The sequence below is a fragment of the Alteromonas sp. 5NS40-0096 genome (genome assembly GCF_057544385.1).
This window is the reverse complement of record NZ_BAAJLQ010000009.1, coordinates 71265-92258: the sequence shown is the minus strand read 5'-3', so window position 1 is coordinate 92258 and position 20994 is coordinate 71265. Positions and strand designations below refer to the sequence as shown.

Genomic DNA, 20994 nt, shown 5'->3' with positions numbered 1-20994 from the left:
TTAATGTAATCCAATTCGTTAGCGGCCGAAATATATCAAGGTTTTGTGTGCTCCTCAATTTGCCTTAATTGGCAGGAGCACATTCAATATTTCCGGTCTAGAGCGTTCACACGCATTTGTATTGACAAAGAGTTTTATCGGCGCATTGGCGTGATACGCAGATAACAGTGTCGAATAAATTCTTTCTTTTACTTCGGCTGGCAGCGATTCGTCTACCATGTAAGAATCCGGATCACTACACTGTGCCGGATTGTGCCTTTGCGCTTTTGTCTCAACTCGAATCTGGCGTTGTTCGTAGGTGTTACTCCACAACGCGAATTCACTAATTTCAACCCAACCGTCTTGGGCAAAAGCGGCATTAGCAAACAATGGCATAGTTATCATCGTTGATAATAAAATGAACTTAGTCATTTTCATTGAATACGTTCCCTTGTTACTGCAATTGCCCAAAGTGCGAATATCCGAATTGACTATTTCTTCAATATCCAAAAGCCGACAAAGTCATTTCTGCTGGTCGCCAAAATTGTTTCGCAACTGGCATTGTCTTCATTGAACCTGACGAAAAGCGGCTTCTCGGCAAGCATTGCAGTTGTGCCTGCAGCATAAAGCCTTTCCATTGCACTCTCGCTGACTTGATCCTTGGTTTTGTAGATACACGCTGGGTCGCCTTCAAAACAAATCCAAACAGAATAGCCCGAACTATTCATCCAAATCTTATCCACGTAATATTTGCACTCGGTAAACGCGCTGGCGTTGAACGATGCCGCGCACAATAGTGCCATCAATAGTCTTTTCATGTTGAATGTCTTCCTGAAATTCAAAGTAAAAATTTAGTTACTTGGTGCTTTTACAAATACGCTGGCGATATGAGGATGTTTGTTGTTTTGCCCGTTGCACCCGTCCACCCAAAATCTTACGCTATGACCCGTAACTAGCGCAGTCATCAATGTGCTGTGAAGAGTCTCATAATTGGGTTGAGTTGGATTTAAGGCATAGTAATTGGGCTGCTGACAAGAATCGGGATTGTTGTCTATCCCTTCGACCTTAACCATGGTCCAGCCGCCATTTACGTAGATTTCAGAGACCTTTCCCCAATCGGTTGAGCCGCTTGCGAAAGCTGGTGTGGTTGAGCAAACAAATAGAATGGAGAGAAGAAATGCTCTCATGCGCGCTTATCCTTAAGTCTGTGAGGCTCTATTTGCGTAAGTAACATTAGTGACCCTTTTTCCATCGCAAAACAATAACAAAGGTAAACAACACCATCTATTATACGAAAGTATAAAGACATTAACTTTGATACTAGATGGCGGGAGTATAGCGCCAGTTTAACCATGTAAAACGGATTGTTAGATTCGCTTTTTTCGTGTAACGTCCCGTCGAATGCTTCCAAATATGTAGTGTTTTATACGTACATTACAAAAGTGAAGTTATATGGAATAAGCTCGATACCTCAAGGAGATGAGATGAAAATCCGCTTCACCCCTCTATTGTTCGCTACACTTTGTTTTTCATCGGCAGCCAATGCCAATTTCCATTACTGCACCGGCAAAATATTGGATATTGTTACGAGAGACTCCGCGGAAGAATCGTCTTTTAGAATTGATGGGCTTAATGGTTGGGCTAGCTTAACATTCAGAGCTGAAAGTACTTCAGAAATGCGAGATCGACAATTTAGTATGATCCTATCTGCGTTTTATAACGATCATCCCGTAGCGTTAGAGTTCGTATCAACAGATACCGTCAACTCTTGCGACGACATGCATGATAGAAATACGCCCGTGCGGTCTGTAAGATTACGGAAGTAACAATGAAAAAATATTACTAACACTGACAACGTGCTTGATAACATTCTGTGCCATTGCCGAGTCACAGCAAGTCGCTATTGAGCACACTATCACTCGCATCAACACCTATAAAGATTTAGCGTTCATCTACATCACGCCTCATTTCGAATCAACACAAGGTTGTAAAAATGGCGGCAACAGGACCATCGCTATCGACCTTTCAAATGAACAGGGCGAAGCCATGTATAGTGCAGCACTAGCAGCCGCATCACAAAAGAGGTTAGTTGGCTTTGGTGTGAATGGTTGCCATAAAAGCAGACCCCGTGCATATCGTATTGATGTTGGGTTTGAATAAACCGGAATAAAAGAGGGAAGCATTGAAAAATGCCTGCCTCTTTTTGTCATGATATCAAGGCTACGCCGCTATTTTGGGGTCATCAAATCAACCCTAAATGCTCTGCGTGATAGTTCAAATGTTCTTCAATGAATGACGCGATAAAGTAGTAACTGTGATCGTACCCTTCATGCATATTCAATGTGATTTGCGTATCTGATTGCTGCGCGGCGTGAAGTAACGCCTCTGGGTGCAACTCGTCTTTGAGAAACTGATCTGACGCGCCTTGGTCAACAAACAATGGCACAAAATGCGTTTTGCTCGCTAGTAACCTACTGGCATCGTAGTCTGCCCAAGTGGATTGGTCCTCTCCCAAATACGCCGTTAAGGCTTTTTGCCCCCACGGGCAGCCTGTTGGATTGGCAATCGGGCTAAACGCCGATACCGATACATAACGGTTAGGGTTACGCAGGCCCACAACTAGTGCACCATGGCCGCCCATAGAGTGGCCACTGATCGCCCTTTCCTTGGTCACAGGAAAATGGGCTTCAACCAGCTCCGGTAATTCCTGCGTTATGTAGTCGTACATTTGATAATGCTTGGCCCAAGGCGCTTGTGTAGCATTCACATAAAACCCAGCACCTAAGCCCAAATCGTAATTGCCCTCAGGATCATCGGCAACGCCTTCACCCCGTGGGCTAGTGTCAGGAGCAACGATGGCCAAACCCAGCTGAGCGGCTAAGCGCATCGCGCCAGCTTTTTGCATAAAGTTTTCATCCGTACACGTTAGGCCAGACAACCAATAAAGCACGGGTACTGGGTTGTCTTTAGACGCGAACGGCGGTAGAAACACTGCAAAGGTCATTGCGCAGTTGTTTACCGTCGACTGATGCGTAAAACGTTGATGTTTACCACCAAACGCTCTGTTTTCACTGATCAATTCCATATCAATCCCTTAAAAGTGAACCACGCTGCGAATACTCTTGCCTTCGTGCATTAAGTCGAAAGCGTCGTTAACCTCATCAATCGGCATATTATGCGTGATGAAGGTTTTTAGTGGAATGTCGCCATTGAGGTATTGTTCCACTATCCCTGGTAATTCAGAGCGCCCTTTTACCCCACCAAATGCGGTACCGCGCCAAACGCGGCCGGTGACTAGCTGAAATGGCCTGGTCGAGATTTCTTGGCCAGCGCCAGCAACACCGATAATCACAGACTCGCCCCAACCTTTGTGACAGCACTCTAGTGCTGAGCGCATCACATCCACATTGCCAATACATTCGAACGAATAATCAACACCACCGTCTGTCATCTCAACAATCACGTCTTGAATAGGCTTGTCGAAGGTTTTGGGGTTGATAACATCGGTTGCACCCAACTGCTTGGCCAATTCAAACTTGTCTTCGTTGATATCGATAGCAAGAATGCGCCCTGCTTTGGCCATTACCGCCCCGATAATGGCAGACAATCCAATGCCACCTAATCCGAACACGGCAACCGTTGCACCGGGTTCGACTTTGGCGGTATTGAGCACAGCGCCCATGCCAGTGGTTACACCACACCCCAGTAGGCATACTTCTTCGAGTGGCGCATCTGGGTTAACTTTTGCTAGGGAAATCTCAGGTAACACTGTGTATTCAGAAAACGTTGAGCAGCCCATGTAGTGGTAAATGGGCTTGCCATCAATGCTAAAACGGCTTGTACCATCCGGCATTAAGCCTTTGCCCTGTGTTTCTCTGATTTTTTGACACAGGTTAGTTTTGCCTGATTTGCAGAATTTACACTCGCCGCACTCTGGCGTGTACAAAGGAATAACGTGGTCACCCACAGCAAGCGAGGTTACGCCCTCTCCCACGGCTTCAACGATACCGCCGCCTTCATGCCCGAGAATACTGGGGAATACACCTTCTGGGTCTTCCCCAGATAGAGTAAAAGCGTCGGTGTGACAAACACCACTGGCTACAATTTTTACTCGCACTTCGCCTGCTTTTGGCGGTGCAACTTCAACCGTTTCGATAGATAAGGGTTTGCCTGCTTCCCAGGCGACAGCGGCTTTACATTTAATTGGCGCTAATGCCATTATTATTCTCCGTGTGTGACTCTTGCTGTAAAAGGTACGGCATATATCGGATTTTAGACCAAGTTAAGATACACTACCTGCATTAATATCAACCCGTTAAGACCAAGAGCTTTAACTATGCTAAAAACGCTCGGCCATCATTTGATTGGTACTTTGTCAGTTATTGCCTACGCAATAAATACCATCTTCTGGTTTGTACCTATTTTCCTGTTGTCATTTTTCAAACTTATTCCGATAAATGTATGGCGTACCTTTGTGTCGTATTTAGCTGACAGTTGTGCAGTGGCGTGGATATCCATCAATAACCTCAATCAAAGACTCACCAGTCGCACTCAGTGGCAGGTAGAAGGGCTAGATCAATTATCGCCTAAAGACTGGTATCTCGTTATTGCTAACCATCAATCATGGGTGGATATATTGGTGCTACAGCGAGTTTTCAATCGCAAAATCCCATTTTTAAAGTTCTTTTTGAAACAAGAGCTTATTTACGTGCCATTTTTAGGACTCGCTTGGTGGGCGCTCGACTTCCCATTTATGAAGCGCTATAGCAAATCCTTCTTAGCGAAACATCCTCACCTCAAAGGCAAGGATATGGAAACGACCAAAAAGGCGTGCGAAAAATTTCAGTTTAAACCGGTAAGTGTCATGAACTTTGTCGAGGGGACTCGCTATACCGAATCCAAGCATAGCCGCCAAGCTTCCCCATTCAAACACCTACTGAAACCCAAAGCGGGCGGCGTTGCCTTTGTGCTCAACGCCATGGGCGACCAACTTCACAAGCTGATAGACGTTACCATCGACTATCCGCAAGGCATACCGACTTACTGGGATTTTGTGTCCGGTAAAGTCAAAGAGATCCGCGTCAATATTGTTGTTACGCCAATAAAAGAACTCTTCGAAAATGGGGTATTCAACGACAATTACTTTGATGACCCAGAGCAACGCAGCCGCTTTCAAAAGTGGTTGAACGAGCGTTGGGAAACAAAAGACGCCTTACTTGAATCACTTGGAGCCACACAAAAGCCGCTATGAGAGTTGTATTAGCCCCCTTTATTTTTGTTATCCATACCACGTTGCAAATCAGCAATCTTGCGTTTTGGGGTATGTTGATAATCACCTTTGGTCTGGTCAAACTGGTGTTGCCTTTCGAGGGCATAAAAGCACTGTTTTCCAGTTTGATGAACGGTATGTTGTGTGGATTTGGCAAAGTCAGTGTGAGTATGATTCGGTTGTTTAACCCTGTTGATATTGAATACCGTATCGATGGCGAGTTGGATAAAGACAACTGGTATCTCATTGTCGCAAATCACCTGAGCTACTTAGACATCGTATTGATGATCGAATTTGCCGCAGATCGCATCCCTGCTCCTAAGTTCTTTTTGAAAAAAGAGCTCATTTGGCTGCCCTTTGTTGGGTTGGGTGCTTGGGCACTCGACATGCCATTTATGCGCCGTTACAGCCAAGCTTACATTGCGAAACATCCAGATAAAAAAGGCATGGATATCGCCACCACCAAAAAGTACTGCGAGAAGTTTAAAACCCAGCCCACTACCGTGATCAACTTTGTCGAGGGAACGCGTTTTACGCCTCAGAAACACGCGCAAAAAGGCGGTGAATTTACCCACCTGCTCCCACCCAAAGCTGGCGGTATTGCCTTCACGTTGGCAACAATGGGCGAGTTGTTTACCAATATCTTGGATGTGTCTTTGATGTACCCGGAAAATCGCAGGCACCCAATGGTGGAGATGCTAAGCGGTTGCATGAAGAAAATTGTTATCGATGTTAAAGTGCTAGAAGTACCTGCTGAAGCGCAAGGTGACTACTTTGAAGATGAAAGCTTTAGGCAGCGTTTTCAGGCTTGGTTAAACCGACTTTGGACAGAGAAAGACCAAAGGATTAACAAACTTTTAGGGATGTAAACGATGAAAACGTCATCTATTCACGCACTGTTCGTAGAGTTTGTCGATGGCGTTTTCCCCAATACGCCAACCGATTCGCCCTTCTATAATCTATTAGCGGTCGCTGCGATTATCAGTACCGCTCTAGTGTTTCACACCATTGGCCGCTTGCTGTTTAAACCACAACTCGAAAAGTGGGTAAAGCGCACCAAGTTATCGTGGGACGACGCCTTGATGGACCACGGTTTTTTCAATCGTCTATTTCACCTGGTTCCTGCCCTAACCCTGTTTTTATCTGCCCCTATCTTGCTTAATGAAACCGCGCTTGCCCTGCAGATCATAAGCAAATTGGCACTGCTTTACATGATGTACAGCGCTTTGCTAACGCTCTTCGCATTTCTCAACACAGTTGAGGATATCTACTATGGCTCAGCCCTAGCCAATCGCGGGCCGATCACGGGCTTTATCCAAGTCATCAAACTGATATTTGCAATCTTAGTATTGCTGCTTAGCGTATCGCTTCTCATCGACCGAAGCCCGCTTATTTTACTCAGTGGTTTAACTGCCATTGCCGCGGTTTTATTGTTGATCTTCCGCGATACCATATTGGGCCTAGTGGCTGGCATTCAGATTGCTGCAAACCGAATGTTCAACAATGGCGATTGGATACAAATTGATAAATACAGCGTTGACGGTGAAATCCTCGAAATCGGCTTGACCAATGTCAAAGTACAAAACTGGGACAAAACCATTGCCACGCTGCCAACCTATGCGCTGACCAATGAAGCGATTAAAAACTGGCGAGGCATGTCAGAGTCAGGTGGACGAAGAATTAAACGGGCCGTACACATCGACATTCACAGCGTTAAACTGTGTGATCAAGAGATGCTGGAGCAGTTCAAGAAGGTGCGTTTTATCACCCCATATGTCGAGCAAAAAGTCGCCGAGTTACAACGCTATAACCAAGACCGAGATATTGACGAGGCCGACTTACTCAATAGTCGTAAGCTGACCAACATCGGCACTTTTAGAGCCTACCTTGACGCGTATTTGACGCAACACCCAGACATCAGCGATAAGATGACTCGTATGGTCAGGCAGTTAGCACCCAACGAACTGGGTGTGCCGCTGGAGATATACTGTTTTAGCAACAAACAAGAGTGGGTGATTTACGAAGGCATACAAGCCGACATTTTCGATCACATTTTTGCGATGTTGCCACAATTCGGTTTACGCGCTTACCAAAGAGACGGTCACACACACTAAATCTGCCCGCCTTGAACAATAAGTAACGCAGACTTTGCACCACTTATCGATCAATACCGCGGGTATATTGACCACAGCGACTCGCTGTGGCCTAGTATTAGGCTTCACAGGATTCTGTGGTTTTTATGGATCTAACAGAAAATCAAAACAATAAGGTCGACCAATGAACAAATTCAGGGGACAGCTCCTTCTTTCTATCTCTGTCGCCGGCGGGCTCATGGCCTGTCAGCCCAGTACTACTGACACTGAGTCAAAAGATGCTATCGCGCAGGAGTCGCCTACGACAATGCAAATGACTTACCCAACTACCGCCAAAGGCGATGTGGTAGACACCTATTTCGACCAACAAGTTGCCGACCCATACCGTTGGTTAGAAGACGACAGAAGTGAAGAAACCGGCGATTGGGTGAAGGCGCAAAACGCCACGACTCAAGACTTCTTGAGCAAAATCACTTATCGCGACCAAATCGGCGAAGTGGTCAAAGAACTGCTCAATTACGAACGCGTCGGCGCGCCATTTAAAGAAGGCAACTACACCTACTATTACAAAAACGATGGTCTGCAAAACCAATCTGTGGTGTATCGTCAAAAAGGCGATGAAGCGCCTGAAGTCTTTATCGATCCAAACAAATTCAGCGAAGACGGCACTGTATCTCTAGCCGGTTTAAGCTTTTCTGAAGATGGTTCACTGGTCGCTTACCAAACCTCTACCGGTGGTAGCGATTGGCGCGAAGTCTATGTGATGGATGCAGAAACCAAAACCCTATTGGCTGACAAGCTAGACAACGTGAAGTTTAGCGGTCTGGCATGGTACAAGAACGAAGGGTTTTACTACTCCAGTTATGACAAGCCAGAAGGCTCAGAGCTGAGCGAAAAAACCGACCAACACAAGTTGTACTACCATCAAATCGGTACGGCGCAAGACACCGATAACAAGGTGTTTGGCCATGACGACGCAGAAAAACACAGATACATCTCTGCCGATGTTAGCGAAGACAACCGTTTCCTATTTGTTTATGCGGCTAACACCACATCGGGTAACCGCATGTTCATGAAAGACCTAACACAAGCAGAGAGTCAGTGGGTCACTGTGAAGCAAGACATCGCGTCAGATGTCTACGTGATTACCACTGACGGCGACAAGCTGCTGATGGTAACCAACCACGATGCACCAAATTCCAAAATTGTCGTGACTGATGTCAGCAACCCGAGCATGGAAAACTGGAAAGACCTGATTGCAGAAACCGACAACGTTTTATCGGCTAGTACGGCGGGCGGCTCGATATACGCCGAGTACATGGTAGATGCGATTTCACAAGTGAAGCAATACAACTTGAAGGGTGAATTGATTCGCGACATTACCCTACCTGGTGTGGGCTCTGTCAGCATTTATTCAGGTAAGTTGGAAGATAAGACTACTTATTTCAACTTTACTAACTACAGCACGCCTTCGACGCTGTACACCTTGGATATTGCAAATGGCGATGCCACTGTATTCTACAAGCCGAAAACCGCATTCAATAGTGAAGACTTCACATCTGAGCAGGTGTTCTACACGTCGAAGGACGGCACTCGCGTCCCTATGATCATCACGTACCACAAAGACACTAAGCTGAATGGTAAAAACCCAACCATGCTATACGGCTACGGTGGCTTTAACGTGAGCCTAACACCGCGCTATAGCTCAACAGTTGCGGCTTGGTTAGAGCTAGGTGGCGTGTATGCTGTGCCTAACATTCGCGGTGGCGGTGAATACGGTAAAGATTGGCACATTGCAGGTACGCAAATGCAAAAGCAAAATGTCTTTGATGACTTCATTGCTGCGGCCGAATACTTGATTGATAACAACTACACTAGCAGCCCTTATTTAGCGCTGAGAGGTGGGTCAAACGGTGGCTTGCTAGTCGGTGCCGTCATGACTCAACGGCCTGACCTGGCTCGAGTAGCATTACCGGCCGTTGGTGTACTTGATATGTTGCGTTACCACACCTTCACCGCGGGTGCAGGTTGGGCATATGACTACGGCACATCTGAACAAAGCCCTGAGATGTTTAATTACCTATTGGGTTACTCTCCGGTCCACAATGTGAAGTCTGGCGTCAACTATCCGGCTACCTTGATCACTACGGCGGATCATGATGACAGAGTAGTACCAGCGCACTCGTTTAAATTTGCTGCCACCTTACAAGAAAACCAATCGGGCCCTAACCCGACGCTCATCAGAATCGAGGCGGATGCTGGTCACGGTGCGGGAACGCCTGTTAGCAAAACGATTGAGCAATACGCTGACATTTATGGCTTTACGCTATACAACATGGGTGTTGAAACACTTAACTAGTTGATAGACAACAGTTCAAAGCGGTAGTCAGCTACCGCTTTTGCCTGCCAACCAGGCACAAAAAAAGCACCTAAAGGTGCTTTTTTCATAGGTATTTATCAAAGGCTTATGCGAGTGCGTAGCCCATCACTAGGCAAACAACTATTCCCGATACGCCGAAGAAACCATACTCGATTTTTTCTTGCATACGTTCGCTGCCAGTTTTGTTAGAAAATACACCCAATAAGATGCTGCTGACACCTAATACGAAGGCGACAAGTGCAACACCAAACAATACTGCGTCTAGCCATTCACTCATAATATATAAACCCTTACATTTTGCTGGCGGTATTATGCACGAAAGTAATAAGTATCACCACGGCAATCCGCGCATTTTTTAGCAGATCATTGATCCAAACCAAAGATCGCAATCCGTAATGCGACCATTTCATCGTTATTGAGTGTTAGTCAAATTGACTAATTACTCGTTTTATTCACCAAAAAACAATCTAAGAATGAAACTGGCCGCTCATAAAAATAACTTAAGCAATTGTTTTTATTAAATATTTAAAAACTGGTTCAGCTCTTGCTCTATCTTATCTGTTATCGACTACCGACTTTTTGCGAGGACGCAACCATGAAAAAACACGTATTAGCTTCAATCATTGGCGCAACATTAATGGCAAGTGCATCGGCTTCAGCCCATGTCGAGTTTGACAATAGCTGTGATGTTGATTTGAGTGGCGATATTCAATACCAACAGGGTCTGTTGACAGTGGAAATGGATAAGCGCAATACCATGACCATTGATGAAGATTACAACGTAAGTGTAAATGGTGAGCGCCTTGACCTAACGTCTGAGCAACAAGCTTGGGCCGAAGACTACTATGGCCACATTCAAGAAGCCATTCCCCTAACTATCGATATCGCGTCTGAAGGTTTGGAGATTGCAAGCGTAACTGTGACCGAAGTCTTCGGTGAGCTACTGGGCACAGACGACAGCTTAATTGAAGACTTTAATGTGTTGTTCAGTGATATGAACGATGAGATCCAAGCCCATTTTTACGACGCTAACGGCGAGTTTCAAATCAATACCGCTGACTTAGATGAAGACGGTTGGATGAGCGACAAATGGGATAATGAGTTCGAAGAAAAAGTCGAAGAAATGGTAGAGAAATCCATGGGCAAAATTCTCATCGCTGTCGGCACGCAAATGCTATGGTCCGACGGCAACATGGACGAATTTGAAGCGAAAATGGAAAACTTTGGCGAATCTATTGAAGCGCGAGTCGAAGAACGGGCTGAGGGATTAGAATTTAAAGCTGAGGCGCTTTGTAATGTGTTAGCAAAAGCGGATTATGCTGAAAACCAATTGGCAAATAGCGTATCTGAATTATCGGCGTTGAATATTCTTGAAGTAGAAAACAATCAACAGCAGATGTAATTTCAACCAGACCCGCGTATCCTAAACGGAGGTTTATCCTCCGTTTTTTTATGTCTGCATTCAGGAGAGCAAGTGTCTAAAACTATTGTGTTGTGTGGCTGTGGTTGGCTGGGAAAATACGCAGCAGAGCGGCTTATTGTTGAAGGTAATCAGGTTATTGGAACAACCCGTAGCCAAGACAAAGCTGAAGCACTATCTCAACGACAAGTCACGCCAGTACTCTTTTCCCTTGGTGACGACCCCAAAATACTGTTTGATACTGCACCCGATGTACTGATATTGAATGTGCCTCCGGGTAGAAAAAAAGCGCTCGATCCTAGCTTTATCGATAACATGAAAATACTGATAGCTTCGGCCATTAGTGCAGGAGTCAGACACACGATTTTCGTCAGTACTACGTCTGTCTATGGCGCAATATCTCAGGGGGACGTTACAGAGGATACAGCACTCTCTCCCAATACCGCCTCTGGTGAAGCCCATCAAGCCATTGAGGCTTTCTTGCAGTCACAAACTCAACAATTCGATATCTTGCGTCTAAGTGGTTTAGTTGGCCCAGATAGGCACCCTATCAATACACTTGCCGGACGAACGTTGGAAAACGGTAATCAGGTCACAAACTTAGTTCATGTAGAAGATGTAGTGAGTGCGCTGACAACAATGATCAACTTAGGGCCATCTTCTTCGGCTTACTTATTGTCGAGCTTAGCGCAACCCAAAAGGGCGGATTATTACGTGTACTGCGCTGAACAAAAAGGGTTACCAGTGCCACAATTTTCTGGCTACAGCACTGAGCAGTCACCTGCAGGTAAGCGAATAGTGTCAGACAACAGTTGGGAGAAATTAGGGCTGACACTGAAGTACGCCAGCCCTTATGACATGATCTAGCGCGCTTACTGCGCGCTAATGGTAGGCGTTAGATTGCTAGCCAATCAAACTGATACCGAAGTATTTCAGTGCCACAGTGTTGATGAAAATCACCAACAGGATCACTGGGATAAAGGTACTCACTGAGAAATTCACGTAGCGTTCAAACCAGCTACCTTTGTAGTTTGGCGCCCCCACTTCTAGTTCAGCATTGAGGTTCGCTTTTTTCCAGCGGTAAACAACAAAGATACAAATCAAGAAACCATTGAGTGGCAAGATGGTGTCGTAAAAAACGTCATAAACCACATCAAAGAATGACTTAGTCGATCCAGCGTAAAACGTAAACTCAGTAAAGAATGGGCTCAGTCCGAAAGACAAAGCGCTGATTGCCGCAAGAGCAACGAGCAACACGCCCAGAATCATCAATGCGTGTTTACGCTCAACGCCTTTTTCGTCCATCAACGCCGCCACTGGTACTTCGAAAATTGATACCAATGATGTGATGGCCGCAAAGAACACCAATAAAAAGAAGATACTGGCAAAAATCGACGCGCCGACGTAACCAATCGTTGCCTGCAAATCCAAGAATATCTGTGGCAAGAACGTAAATATCATACTGACCGACGATTCACTCAACTCGTCAGGATTGACATTGGGGTTGTAAGAAAAAATAGCAGGAAGAATCATCAGACCCGCGGTGAACGCTACAGCGGTGTCTGTGAATGCCACTAGCTTTGCCGCTTCTGGCACATCAGATTTACTGCTGATGTAACTACCGTAAGTGATCAATATACCCATGCCCAGCGACAGTGAGAAGAAGGCTTGAGATAGCGCACCATTGATAACCGAAGCACTGATTTTCGAGAAATCAGGTACCAGGTAGTACTTTACACCAGCCATGGCGTTATCTCGGGTCAATACGAAAATCACCAACAAGAGCAACATTACAAACAAGGCAGGCATCAAGAATTTAGCGGCTTTTTCAATCCCTTCTTTTACCCCACCTTGTAGAATCAAATAGACAACAGCCAACACCACCGCCATGTAAGCGAACATAGTGTAATCTGTGATAAACGCGCCAAATGTGCTGGGATCCGCTAATTTGTCTAGGTTCCCCATCACGGCCTCGGCCAAATAGCCGAATATCCATACCGTGATCACTAGGTAGAATACTGCAATCATAAATGGCGTGATGACGGCCAACCAACCGGGCACTTTCCACAGTGGAGAGCCATTAGTTAGGGTGCTGTAAGCGCCCAGAGGATCTTTTCTAGCGTGACGACCAACCGACATTTCAGCCAGCATCACTGGTAAACAAATGGCAAATACAAAAATTGCATACATCAATAGAAACGCGCCGCCGCCATTTTTTGCTGCGCCTACAGGGAAACCTACCAGGTTACCGATACCAACCGCACTGCCTGCTGCGGCTAAAATAAAGCCAATACGCGACCCGAATTGCTCTCTCGCCCCGCTCATACCTTCTTCCTCGTCGTAATTATTGTTTATTGTTGTTTTTTTCGCTTTGTCGCCAACATCGCAATATCTTGGATTGCGATTCCCCTAGGTGCTGGCAGCAAACGGTATGCGACCAGATAAAGACGCGAATTATTATTATGGAAGCAGAATGGTAACAGCAGTGTCACAAAAAGTCAGGGGTTTACGGCAGAAGGCTCGGTGACCTTCTACCAGTTAACAAGTTTACCTTCCCAATCAATAAAGTACGGCGCTTGCTCACGATTTAATCCGGCTAAATGAGTGATTAATTGCTGAGCAGTAAAGGCGGGGGTGAATAGTTTTTCGGGTTTTACGTTGGCTTGAAATGGTTTCGACAAGCCAGTATCGACAGTGCCTGGGTGGTAACTGACTAAAATGGTATTGGGGCTTCGACGGCCATATTCGACCTGGCTCGTCTTTATCATCATGTTGAGTGCAGCCTTGGACGCTCTGTATCCATACCACCCGCCTAGTCGATTGTCGCTGATGCTGCCCACACGTGCAGACAGCATGGCAATGTAAGCATTGGTTGACACCATGTGATTGACTAAATGCTTTAACCACAAGCTGGGCACGACAGTATTGGCGTCAAAATACGCCAACATTTGGTCGCGATGAATGTCTTCCAAACGCTTTTCGGGTCGAATACGCTGTTGTTCGATTTCCCCGTGTAGCATGCCAGTGCAGCAAACAACCGTGTGAAACGCTGTACCTTCGGCTTTGCATTGCGCTAACCAATGTTTGATGGCTGTCTCATCATCCGTTTGCATCGCTATCGCGACCACATTGCTATTGAATGTCGTGTCTATTTCTCCCCGTGAAAGGGCGTACACGGTGTCATTGGGGTATCGCGTTGCAATGTCTTGTACTACCGCTTGGCCAATACCGCCGCTGGCACCGATGACTAAATGGGATTGATGCTTCATCGGCACACTCCCGAATCACATTGTCGGCGTTTGCCTGTTAGCAAAAACGAGATGGTGTACCTGTGCTTTGCAAACTTGGTATAACCCCAATCGGCGAGTGGTTTGATCAATGGCCAACGCAATGGGGCGTACACCCAACCTTTGCCAACGGCGCGCCATGCCTCATAAGTCACATCTAAACCCGTGATCACGTCGCCATTGCTCCACATAGCGTGAATCCGTGCGTTCAGTGCCGCTTTGTCAAATGTCGGGTAGCGGCTGGAGAAGTCGTCAACATTGATATCTTCGAACGCGAGTTGTTTGGCACTGTTGTGCTTCATCAGTTGCTTCATTTCCATCATGCACAATGGGCAAGTGCCGTCGTAGAACAATGTCAGTGGGTAATCTTGTGATGTCATAGTTCGTTTTGAATTTAGATATGCTCTTTTTGTTGAAGTATACGCGCAAATTTCGTCAACGGATGACTTGAACTATCGATAGTGCGTACCCACACTGAAGACATCAGACAGAAAAAGGTATCGAATCATGGCAAACATACAAGAAGCAACACTGGCTGGAGGCTGTTTCTGGTGCATTGAATCTGCATTCAACAAGGTATCAGGTGTGGAATCAGCATTATCGGGATACGCTGGCGGCCATCAAGACAAACCGACCTATGAAGAAGTTTGCAAAGGCAACACTGGCCATGCGGAAGTCGTCCGTGTCAATTTCGATGCTGACCAAATCAGTTACAGAGAAGTGCTTGAGATCTTTTTTGCACTTCACGATCCGACACAACTCAATCGTCAAGGCAATGATGTTGGTACTCAGTATCGAAGTGCGGTGTATTACCACAACGACGAGCAGAAGGCGGCAGCTGAAGCCATCATTAAAGAAATGACAGATGATGGCGTTTGGCCGGACCCAATCGTGACAGAAGTTACACAGATCAATAATTATTTTGAAGCTGAGAGCTATCACCAAGACTATTTTAACAACAACCCGCAGAATCAATATTGTGCAATGGTAGTGGCGCCGAAACTAGCGAAGTTTAAAAAGACCTTCGCTCAGCGCTTAAGAAGTGAATAGCAGGGCCAGCCCCCGCTTGCGTTCCATTAAAAAAGCCGAGAGTATGACTCTCGGCTTTTTTGTTATTGCAAGAGGCCTACTGAAACCAGTCGGGGTTCAGAGGCGTTGAGAACAGTAGCGGTGCCATCGCTTTGTAACTTTCCGCTAGCGAGGGACACTTGATATTCTTCAAGTAGTTTTTCTTCCAAGGATCATTTACCAGCCACAAGGTATCGCCGATAACCGCTAACCCTTCTATCGAGGCGTTATCCATTACCTCAGGCGTTTCGCATTGCCCAGCAGCATCGCCAACATCAGCGCTAAACTGCATGTCTACCACCACAGTGTCAGACGCTGCCGTCGCATCAATCACCCATAGTTGATTGTCATTGCGCGCTGCTGCCAACACATACCCTTTGGCGTTTGTTTTGTCGAAATAATACTCCAAACCGTTAATCGGATGATTGCCCGACGCAAACGTTGGAACTTTCAGTTTAGGATCACTGACTTCAGCAAAGCCTTTCTTCTGCCAAAATTCATCATCGAGCTGTACCGTAAAGATTCGGGGTTGGCCCTTGGCGTCTTTTTCCAAACCGAGATAAAGCAGCTTATCTTGGGAAATGGCTAATCCTTCTATGCCATCGTTGGGGAAATCGCCGACTTCGTATTGGGTCGGGAATTGTACTGGCCTAACGTGGGTCATAACCGCTTTGCCTGACTCTTCGCGTTTGATTCTGACCAGTAAGGTTGGGTAATCCGTTGACCCCGTGTTCTCGAATTGTTGCTGGCATCGTTCGCTCAGTGCCCCAGAGCGCGTTGCGTCTTCTGTTACCGTGTAAAAAATGGTGTCGTCTTGAGGGTCAACTACAACGGCTTCGAGATCTGGTTCATCACTCAAGTATTGAGCAAAACAGCTGCGACGCACAGCAGACGCCATCGTCATAGCCTGAGGTGCAGGTGCGAGAGTGGTTGTTTCTGGGTTAATCATGTGCAGTTTACGTCGCTGTGAACTTTGGCCACTGCCGTCAGAAATAGACACTAATTGCCCCCGCCAATGGCTCAAACCCGAAGTTTGAGGATCCGCCATCACGCCACCTGCGCTTTCTTGAATCCATTTGCCATGTACTAGCAACACGTCAGACGTTTCACCTGACTGGCTCTCTGCGGGTTTCTCAGCACACCCAAACTGGCTCAGCGCCAGTACAACCAGTGCACTTACACACTTTCTCATGATTTTATCCTGTTAATCTCTGTGAACTAATGCCACTATCCAACGTATGAGGTTGAAAATAGTCGCGTAAGACCCGTTGGCGGTCAAGTATTATGTACGTTTATACGCGGTAGATAAGGGTTTTAGATGACAAGTTTGCAAGACAAGCTGCCATTGGTCATTGCTGGGCCAATCTTACGCCGTCTTGATGACGACGAACACGTGCTGTGGTTAGTTACCAGTGAAGCGATTGACGCCACCACTTTGATTACCGACGCCAGCGGTAGCCCGCAAAATACCCAAAGCTGCCATCAGCAAATTCAGGTAGGCACACATTGCTTTGTGTCTATCTTGTCAACCACGACAACCACCACATGGCAGCCCGGTGAGAAATATCAGTACACCATTGAATTCAGTGATGCCAGCCAACAAAACCGTTGGCTTGAAGCGCAAAAAGCCTTGCTCTACCCCGAGCAATCGGGTTTATCGTTCCGCTATCAGCCCAAACTGACTAACGTGCTCCATGGCTCGTGTCGCAAACCCCACTTTGATGGCAAAGATGCACTTTCACGGCTCGACGATGAAATTGCGAATGAATTTACATCTGATGCGAACCGGCCCGATCTGATCATTTTTAGCGGCGACCAAATCTATGCAGATGATGTCGCCGGCCCTATGCTGCAAGCGATTCATCAATTGTCGTACAAGCTCGATCTTTTTGATGAAACCCTAGACGGTGCCACGATAAACTCTGGGCGCTCATTGTGGGATCACCCCAATAATTTCTATGAACGGGAAGCCTTACTCCCGAAAGTCGAAGCGAACGACGTACTGACAAGTATGTTGTTCAACGCCAAGCGAAAACCGGTATTTACATCAGTCCACGCACAAAATCACTTACTCACGCTTGCTGAGATCATGGCAATGTATTTATTGTCGTGGTCTGACACGCCTTGGCAACTGATTGAATTAGACCCTAGCGTGATCAGTGACGCTCACCGCCCGCGATTTGATAAAGAAAGGGCCATTCTCGACGATTTCAGGGCGGACTTGCCACGGGTTAAACGCGCTATGGCACACATCCCCGTCTACATGATTTTTGATGATCACGATGTGACAGACGATTGGAACTTGACTGTGGGGTGGGAACAAGAGGTATATCAACACCCACTATCTCGTCGCATGATAGGGAACGCATTGATTGCCTATTGGCTATGTCAGGGTTGGGGAAATCAACCGGACAAATTTGACGATATCTACACCAAAGCTCAGTCTGTTTTTACGCCACAAGGCTTAGTGGGTCAAGATGCATTTATTGATGGGTTGTTTGAATTTGAACAATGGCATTACAGCATCAACACTAGCCCACCGATTCGGGTACTCGACACTCGAACTCGACGCTGGCGCTCTGAATCAAGTATGAATAAACCTTCTGGTTTAATGGATTGGGAAGCCCTGTGTGAATTTCAACACAGTATTATCAACCAATCCTCGGTAATCGTCGTTTCTGCTGCCCCGATTTACGGGGTGAAGTTTATCGAAGCCGTACAAAAAGTATTTACGTTCTTTGGTAAAGCCTTAACCGTAGATGCAGAAAATTGGATGGCGCACAAAGGTACGGCCAGCGTGATCCTCAATGTGTTCAGACATTACAAGACGCCACCTAACTTTTTTATTTTATCCGGTGACGTGCACTATTCGTTCGTTTATGACGTAAGACTCAGGTTCAGACGAAATAGCCCTCGAATCGTGCAATTTACTTGTAGTGGTTACAAAAACGCGTTTCCCTCAACCCTGCTGAGTGTATTTGAAACGCTAAATCGTTGGTTTTATGGTCCCAAATCCATACTCAACTATTTTACCCGACGCAGGTATATGAAAATTCGGGCGCGCACGCCGTCGAAACGGCGAGTCACACTATTGAATAAACCCGCCATCGGCCAAATGTTACTCAACGAAACGGGCGATAAAGTTATCTGCCGAGCGTTGTGTAATGACGGAGAAACGGTAGAATTCCGCTCCAAACGAAATAGCGAAGACAAATAAGGTTGCGAAATGACTGATCAGGCCTTTTCCATTGGCTTGTTTTATGGCTCTACGACCTGCTACACAGAGATGGCAGCAGAAAAGATTCAAGCTCAGCTCAATGAGTTGTTCGAAGACAATGTCGTTGACGTGTTCAATATCAAAGACGTGCCATTAAAAAATGCTGAACAGTACGACATCATTATTTTTGGCATCTCAACATGGGATTTTGGCGAGTTACAAGAAGACTGGGAATCCCAATGGGAAGATGCACATCAACTTAATCTCGATGGCAAAATCGTCGCTCTCTACGGATTAGGTGATCAATACGGTTACGCTGACTGGTTTCAAGATGCACTGGGCATGCTTCACGATGCCATTGCGCCAAGTGGTTGTCAGATAATTGGGTATTGGCCAAACCAAGGTTATGAGTTTGCTGCGTCAAAAGGGTTAACGGCTGAAGGTACGCATTTCGTTGGTTTGTCACTCGACGATGAAAATCAATACGACCTCACTGAGGAACGCGTTCGTGCATGGTGTGAACAGCTTTTAGTCGAGATGAGCGAGTAAAAAAGCCAGAGTTACCCTCAGCAGATGTTACTGTCCGCGGGTATCGCTAAAGGTATCACTGCGCACCACTTCTATGATTTCAGTCGTTGAAATAGAAGGTGTGCGCTCAAAGTAAACAACGTCGCAATATTCATTATATCGGTCGAACTTGCCTTTCCAGTCATCGCCCATTACCAACACGCTGGCATTGTGCTCTTGAATGTACTGCGCTTTAAGTTCGAGTGATGTTTCGACAAAGACTTCGTCAACACAGCTCAACGCGCCCACGATATACAGCCTGTCGGCCTGAGAATAAACTGGGTAGCGCCCTTTCTTTTGCATATTCAACTCATCAGACGATACGCCCACCACGAGATAGTCACCCAGTGATTTGGCTCGTTCTAATATTTTGACGTGACCTGCATGAAATACGTCAAAGGTACCGAAGGTAATAATTTTCTTCACAGTTAACTCATACGGAGACAAAAATAGAAACACCTGCGCGTCGTCACAGTTGCGATCATAACGGCATTAGTATTGCGTCTTTCACTTTATAGAGTATAGCTTCTGACGGCGTAATCCAATTGACTTGTTAATTGCAATTCGAACACCCGCTAAATGGCCCTACTCGAACAAAAGTTGCCTAGCCAATATCAACAGGCTTAGCCAAATGTTGTAAAATAAACAACATTAATGAGAAACAGATGGGTCATTCTGTGCCTACAACCTGACGGTAGTGTCTTAAAGTAAACCTATGTCGACGAACCAAAACAAACAGTCGAGGTTGTATAAAACCTTTTATCGCAATGGGCCGAGCCACAGAGACGGCGCCGACGTCACATTTTCAGACATCATCAAAATTTTTGGTTTTAAAACCGCGACGATAGGGAATTGGGTAACAAAGGAAGAGCAGCAGATCGCGGCCAATTTGTTTTTTGATGCGTTTTGCGATCTCATGTCTATTTTAAATGTGCCGGAAAATGTGATCTCACTGAACGGTACGCTTTCTATTGCCTTTGGCAAAGGCGGTCAAAAGGGCTCATCCGCCCATTACAATGCGCAAACACGGACCCTGGCCTTAGCGAAAAACGCCGGTGCAGGTGCGCTTGCCCATGAGTGGTTTCACGCCTTTGATCACTTCATTGCTTCACGACTGTTTCAGCGGGCGACAAGCCAAAACTTTGCATCTGAGTTGTGGATCAATAACGGGCAAACCGTTGAACACCCTCTTAACCGCATGCTTGAAGCTTGTTACCAACACGTGTTTCTCAAACAAAACAGCGACGAATTAAATACCCTTTTTACGCGCAGCGCCGCCGCTGACCGGGCATTAAAAATACACTACTACTCTCTACCTCAAGAGGTATGTGCGCGAGCGTTCGAATCCTTTATCCAAGACAGTACAACCAAAAATGCGTTTTTGGTACAAGGTACGAAACAATCCAGCGAAGCGAGGCTCGGTATTTACCCGGCAGGCGAAGAGCGACGATTGATCAATCAGTATTTTGCTCGCTATTTCGCAACACTAGGGCAAGCGCTCGACCGTATATCGTAAAACGATCGCCCATTTTGATCGCGAGGATCCCGAATCGGGATCCGTTTTTATAAAAAACAGCTAATTCGAAAGTGATGAGTGCATGTGAAGAGGACTGACCTGTGCAAGATCTGGTTAAATTACCAACAAATGATTCACTTTCTTGTCTTGTGATTGAACAAAAGGCTACCTTTTTGTGTCACAAGCATTATACTAATC

General features: G+C 46.1%; 23 protein-coding genes. 12 read left to right on the top strand and 11 right to left on the bottom strand.

The genetic code is table 11. The features are described from left to right. Positions 1-54: 54 nt before the first annotated feature. Genes AC27G9_RS19915 through AC27G9_RS19905 form a run of 3 tightly spaced genes read right to left on the bottom strand, consistent with a single transcriptional unit; the run spans position 55 to position 1166 of the window. Positions 55-417 (bottom strand): hypothetical protein, encoded by a 363-nt coding sequence (locus AC27G9_RS19915; RefSeq protein WP_487076263.1) that lies wholly within the window; start codon positions 415-417, stop codon positions 55-57. A 53-nt stretch (positions 418-470) separates the two neighbouring features. Beyond that, positions 471-797 carry a hypothetical protein gene (locus AC27G9_RS19910; RefSeq protein ID WP_487076262.1) on the bottom strand — a complete coding sequence of 109 codons (327 nt, stop codon included), beginning with the start codon at positions 795-797 and terminating at the stop codon, positions 471-473. Between the two features lie 33 nt (positions 798-830). After that, a complete protein-coding gene (locus tag AC27G9_RS19905; RefSeq protein ID WP_487076260.1) occupies positions 831-1166 on the bottom strand; it encodes a hypothetical protein in 336 nt (111 codons plus the stop codon). Positions 1167-1463: 297 nt separating this feature from the next. Between AC27G9_RS19905 and AC27G9_RS19900 the strand changes: the two genes are divergently transcribed. After that, positions 1464-1805, top strand: coding sequence for a hypothetical protein (locus AC27G9_RS19900; RefSeq protein ID WP_487076259.1), 342 nt, complete (start codon positions 1464-1466; stop codon positions 1803-1805). Between the two features lie 34 nt (positions 1806-1839). After that, the gene (locus AC27G9_RS19895; protein ID WP_487076258.1) at positions 1840-2139 is read left to right on the top strand and encodes a hypothetical protein; all 300 of its coding nucleotides are present in this window, start codon (positions 1840-1842) and stop codon (positions 2137-2139) included. Between the two features lie 82 nt (positions 2140-2221). On the opposite strand, the gene fghA is transcribed toward AC27G9_RS19895, so the two are convergent. Beyond that, a complete protein-coding gene (gene fghA, locus AC27G9_RS19890) occupies positions 2222-3064 on the bottom strand; it encodes an S-formylglutathione hydrolase (RefSeq protein WP_487076257.1) in 843 nt (280 codons plus the stop codon). A gap of 9 nt (positions 3065-3073) precedes the next feature. Continuing rightward, on the bottom strand, positions 3074-4198 hold the full coding sequence (locus tag AC27G9_RS19885; RefSeq protein ID WP_487076256.1) for an S-(hydroxymethyl)glutathione dehydrogenase/class III alcohol dehydrogenase: 1125 nt from the start codon (positions 4196-4198) through the stop codon (positions 3074-3076). A 117-nt stretch (positions 4199-4315) separates the two neighbouring features. Here AC27G9_RS19885 and AC27G9_RS19880 point away from each other — a divergent pair, with 117 nt between their 5' ends. The 4 genes from AC27G9_RS19880 (at position 4316) to AC27G9_RS19865 (ending at position 9700) form a co-directional block, all read left to right on the top strand. Then, positions 4316-5230, top strand: a complete 915-nt coding sequence (locus AC27G9_RS19880; protein ID WP_487076255.1) for an acyltransferase — start codon at positions 4316-4318, stop codon at positions 5228-5230. After that, on the top strand, positions 5227-6117 hold the full coding sequence (locus AC27G9_RS19875; RefSeq protein WP_487076253.1) for an acyltransferase: 891 nt from the start codon (positions 5227-5229) through the stop codon (positions 6115-6117). The genes AC27G9_RS19880 and AC27G9_RS19875 overlap by 4 nt, the downstream gene beginning before the upstream one ends. 3 nt (positions 6118-6120) lie before the next feature. After that, positions 6121-7362, top strand: a complete 1242-nt coding sequence (locus AC27G9_RS19870; protein ID WP_487076252.1) for a mechanosensitive ion channel family protein — start codon at positions 6121-6123, stop codon at positions 7360-7362. Between the two features lie 163 nt (positions 7363-7525). Continuing rightward, positions 7526-9700 (top strand): prolyl oligopeptidase family serine peptidase, encoded by a 2175-nt coding sequence (locus AC27G9_RS19865; RefSeq protein WP_487076251.1) that lies wholly within the window; start codon positions 7526-7528, stop codon positions 9698-9700. A 106-nt stretch (positions 9701-9806) separates the two neighbouring features. Here AC27G9_RS19865 and AC27G9_RS19860 read toward each other — a convergent pair whose 3' ends face one another. After that, positions 9807-9998: a hypothetical protein gene (locus AC27G9_RS19860; RefSeq protein ID WP_487076250.1), complete on the bottom strand. Its 192-nt coding sequence runs from the start codon at positions 9996-9998 to the stop codon at positions 9807-9809. 318 nt (positions 9999-10316) lie between these two features. Here AC27G9_RS19860 and AC27G9_RS19855 point away from each other — a divergent pair, with 318 nt between their 5' ends. Then, on the top strand, positions 10317-11123 hold the full coding sequence (locus AC27G9_RS19855; protein ID WP_487076249.1) for a DUF2884 family protein: 807 nt from the start codon (positions 10317-10319) through the stop codon (positions 11121-11123). Between the two features lie 72 nt (positions 11124-11195). Further along, positions 11196-12008 (top strand): NAD-dependent epimerase/dehydratase family protein, encoded by an 813-nt coding sequence (locus AC27G9_RS19850; RefSeq protein ID WP_487076248.1) that lies wholly within the window; start codon positions 11196-11198, stop codon positions 12006-12008. A 36-nt stretch (positions 12009-12044) separates the two neighbouring features. On the opposite strand, the gene AC27G9_RS19845 is transcribed toward AC27G9_RS19850, so the two are convergent. From AC27G9_RS19845 to AC27G9_RS19835, 3 genes are all read right to left on the bottom strand, one after another. Continuing rightward, positions 12045-13466 carry a sodium-dependent transporter gene (locus AC27G9_RS19845; RefSeq protein ID WP_487076246.1) on the bottom strand — a complete coding sequence of 474 codons (1422 nt, stop codon included), beginning with the start codon at positions 13464-13466 and terminating at the stop codon, positions 12045-12047. A gap of 206 nt (positions 13467-13672) precedes the next feature. After that, positions 13673-14410, bottom strand: a complete 738-nt coding sequence (locus tag AC27G9_RS19840) for an SDR family NAD(P)-dependent oxidoreductase (protein ID WP_487076245.1) — start codon at positions 14408-14410, stop codon at positions 13673-13675. Continuing rightward, entirely contained in the window at positions 14407-14808 is a 402-nt protein-coding gene (locus tag AC27G9_RS19835; protein ID WP_487076244.1) for a thiol-disulfide oxidoreductase DCC family protein, read from the bottom strand. Before AC27G9_RS19835 ends, AC27G9_RS19840 begins: the two co-directional genes overlap by 4 nt. A 127-nt stretch (positions 14809-14935) precedes the next feature. Here AC27G9_RS19835 and msrA point away from each other — a divergent pair, with 127 nt between their 5' ends. Continuing rightward, positions 14936-15478, top strand: coding sequence for a peptide-methionine (S)-S-oxide reductase MsrA (msrA, locus tag AC27G9_RS19830; protein ID WP_487076243.1), 543 nt, complete (start codon positions 14936-14938; stop codon positions 15476-15478). A gap of 76 nt (positions 15479-15554) precedes the next feature. Here the strand turns inward: msrA and AC27G9_RS19825 are convergent, their stop codons facing one another. Further along, positions 15555-16688 carry an esterase-like activity of phytase family protein gene (locus tag AC27G9_RS19825; RefSeq protein WP_487076242.1) on the bottom strand — a complete coding sequence of 378 codons (1134 nt, stop codon included), beginning with the start codon at positions 16686-16688 and terminating at the stop codon, positions 15555-15557. A 126-nt stretch (positions 16689-16814) separates the two neighbouring features. On the opposite strand from AC27G9_RS19825, the gene AC27G9_RS19820 reads away from it, so the two are divergent. Both AC27G9_RS19820 and fldB read left to right on the top strand, forming a co-directional pair. After that, positions 16815-18713, top strand: a complete 1899-nt coding sequence (locus tag AC27G9_RS19820; protein WP_487076241.1) for a metallophosphoesterase family protein — start codon at positions 16815-16817, stop codon at positions 18711-18713. 9 nt (positions 18714-18722) lie between these two features. Beyond that, a complete protein-coding gene (gene fldB, locus AC27G9_RS19815; RefSeq protein WP_487076240.1) occupies positions 18723-19262 on the top strand; it encodes a flavodoxin FldB in 540 nt (179 codons plus the stop codon). A gap of 27 nt (positions 19263-19289) precedes the next feature. Here the strand turns inward: fldB and AC27G9_RS19810 are convergent, their stop codons facing one another. After that, positions 19290-19706, bottom strand: a complete 417-nt coding sequence (locus tag AC27G9_RS19810; protein ID WP_487076239.1) for an FAD synthase family protein — start codon at positions 19704-19706, stop codon at positions 19290-19292. A gap of 289 nt (positions 19707-19995) precedes the next feature. Between AC27G9_RS19810 and AC27G9_RS19805 the strand changes: the two genes are divergently transcribed. Continuing rightward, positions 19996-20796, top strand: a complete 801-nt coding sequence (locus tag AC27G9_RS19805; RefSeq protein ID WP_487076237.1) for a CLCA_X family protein — start codon at positions 19996-19998, stop codon at positions 20794-20796. Positions 20797-20994: the final 198 nt, after the last annotated feature.

Bases quoted from the DNA above. Each gene is read 5' to 3' on its own strand.
- AC27G9_RS19905 (WP_487076260.1), bottom strand. From the start codon at position 1,166: ATGAGAGCATTTCTTCTCTCCATTCTATTTGTTTGCTCAACCACACCA.
- AC27G9_RS19875 (WP_487076253.1), top strand. From the start codon at position 5,227: ATGAGAGTTGTATTAGCCCCCTTTATTTTTGTTATCCATACCACGTTG.
- AC27G9_RS19870 (WP_487076252.1), top strand. From the start codon at position 6,121: ATGAAAACGTCATCTATTCACGCACTGTTCGTAGAGTTTGTCGATGGC.
- AC27G9_RS19865 (WP_487076251.1), top strand. From the start codon at position 7,526: ATGAACAAATTCAGGGGACAGCTCCTTCTTTCTATCTCTGTCGCCGGC.
- AC27G9_RS19805 (WP_487076237.1), top strand. From the start codon at position 19,996: ATGTCGACGAACCAAAACAAACAGTCGAGGTTGTATAAAACCTTTTAT.
- AC27G9_RS19840 (WP_487076245.1), bottom strand. From the start codon at position 14,410: ATGAAGCATCAATCCCATTTAGTCATCGGTGCCAGCGGCGGTATTGGC.
- AC27G9_RS19825 (WP_487076242.1), bottom strand. From the start codon at position 16,688: ATGAGAAAGTGTGTAAGTGCACTGGTTGTACTGGCGCTGAGCCAGTTT.
- fldB (WP_487076240.1), top strand. From the start codon at position 18,723: ATGACTGATCAGGCCTTTTCCATTGGCTTGTTTTATGGCTCTACGACC.
- AC27G9_RS19900 (WP_487076259.1), top strand. From the start codon at position 1,464: ATGAAAATCCGCTTCACCCCTCTATTGTTCGCTACACTTTGTTTTTCA.
- fghA (WP_487076257.1), bottom strand. From the start codon at position 3,064: ATGGAATTGATCAGTGAAAACAGAGCGTTTGGTGGTAAACATCAACGT.
- AC27G9_RS19820 (WP_487076241.1), top strand. From the start codon at position 16,815: ATGACAAGTTTGCAAGACAAGCTGCCATTGGTCATTGCTGGGCCAATC.
- AC27G9_RS19885 (WP_487076256.1), bottom strand. From the start codon at position 4,198: ATGGCATTAGCGCCAATTAAATGTAAAGCCGCTGTCGCCTGGGAAGCA.
- AC27G9_RS19915 (WP_487076263.1), bottom strand. From the start codon at position 417: ATGAAAATGACTAAGTTCATTTTATTATCAACGATGATAACTATGCCA.
- AC27G9_RS19855 (WP_487076249.1), top strand. From the start codon at position 10,317: ATGAAAAAACACGTATTAGCTTCAATCATTGGCGCAACATTAATGGCA.
- AC27G9_RS19835 (WP_487076244.1), bottom strand. From the start codon at position 14,808: ATGACATCACAAGATTACCCACTGACATTGTTCTACGACGGCACTTGC.
- AC27G9_RS19910 (WP_487076262.1), bottom strand. From the start codon at position 797: ATGAAAAGACTATTGATGGCACTATTGTGCGCGGCATCGTTCAACGCC.
- AC27G9_RS19880 (WP_487076255.1), top strand. From the start codon at position 4,316: ATGCTAAAAACGCTCGGCCATCATTTGATTGGTACTTTGTCAGTTATT.
- AC27G9_RS19845 (WP_487076246.1), bottom strand. From the start codon at position 13,466: ATGAGCGGGGCGAGAGAGCAATTCGGGTCGCGTATTGGCTTTATTTTA.
- msrA (WP_487076243.1), top strand. From the start codon at position 14,936: ATGGCAAACATACAAGAAGCAACACTGGCTGGAGGCTGTTTCTGGTGC.
- AC27G9_RS19860 (WP_487076250.1), bottom strand. From the start codon at position 9,998: ATGAGTGAATGGCTAGACGCAGTATTGTTTGGTGTTGCACTTGTCGCC.